The following is a 910-nucleotide window of genomic DNA, read 5'->3' as shown; positions in this document are numbered from 1 at the left end:
CGCAGCCGCACGCCGACGGCGAGCCGGTGGGGGCGCTGCCGGTGGTGTGCGAGGCGGTGCCCGCGGCGCTGCGGGTGCTCGGCTGAGGCCACCTCCGCCGAGCGTGCCCACCGCGGCGTGACGTACTGTCGCGCACATGGCGAGCCCCGCGGAACGCTACGCGGCTGCGCGCCGCCGCGACGCCCTGCAGCGCACCCACCTGGCCTCCTTCGCGGAGCTGCTCGGCTTCGAGCTGGACCCCTTCCAGGTGCAGGCCTGCCAGGCCCTGGAGGCCGGCCGCGGGGTGCTGGTGGCCGCACCCACCGGTGCGGGCAAGACCGTCGTGGGCGAGTTCGCGGTCCACCTGGCCCTGGCGGAGGGCCGCAAGGCGTTCTACACCACCCCCATCAAGGCGCTGAGCAACCAGAAGTACACCGAGCTCGCCGCCCGCCACGGGGCCGCGGCGGTCGGCCTGCTCACCGGCGACAACACCGTCAACGGCGACGCACCGGTGGTCGTCATGACCACCGAGGTGCTGCGCAACATGCTCTACGCCGGCTCCCCGGCGCTGGCGGGCCTGGGCTACGTCGTGATGGACGAGGTGCACTACCTCGCCGACCGCTTCCGCGGCGCGGTGTGGGAGGAGGTGATCATCCACCTGCCCGACGACGTGCTGGTGGCGTCGCTGTCGGCCACCGTCTCCAACGCCGAGGAGTTCGGCGCCTGGCTGGACACCGTGCGCGGCGACACCGAGATCGTCGTCTCCGAGCACCGCCCGGTGCCGCTGTGGCAGCACCTGCTCGTCGGGCCCCGCCTGCACGACCTGTTCACCGACCCGGCCGGGGACCCCCTGGAGGGCGACGAGGGCTCCCTGGTGCCCGGCGCGGTCGTCAACCCCGAACTGGTGGCGATGGCCCGCCAGCAGCTGCGC

Annotated in this window: 1 protein-coding gene; it reads left to right on the top strand. The window is 74.2% G+C overall.

Annotated features, from left to right (window positions below; all coding sequences use genetic code 11):
* Positions 1-136: 136 nt before the first annotated feature.
* Positions 137-910: DEAD/DEAH box helicase (locus ABEB16_RS22275; RefSeq protein ID WP_345714339.1), on the top strand; the 774-nt coding region annotated here is incomplete at its 3' end.

It is taken from the genome of Kineococcus glutinatus (assembly GCF_039542765.1).
GTDB lineage: Bacteria > Actinomycetota > Actinomycetes > Actinomycetales > Kineococcaceae > Kineococcus_A > Kineococcus_A glutinatus.
Note: the sequence above shows the minus strand (reverse complement) of the source record. Positions and strands in the feature narration are given on the sequence as shown.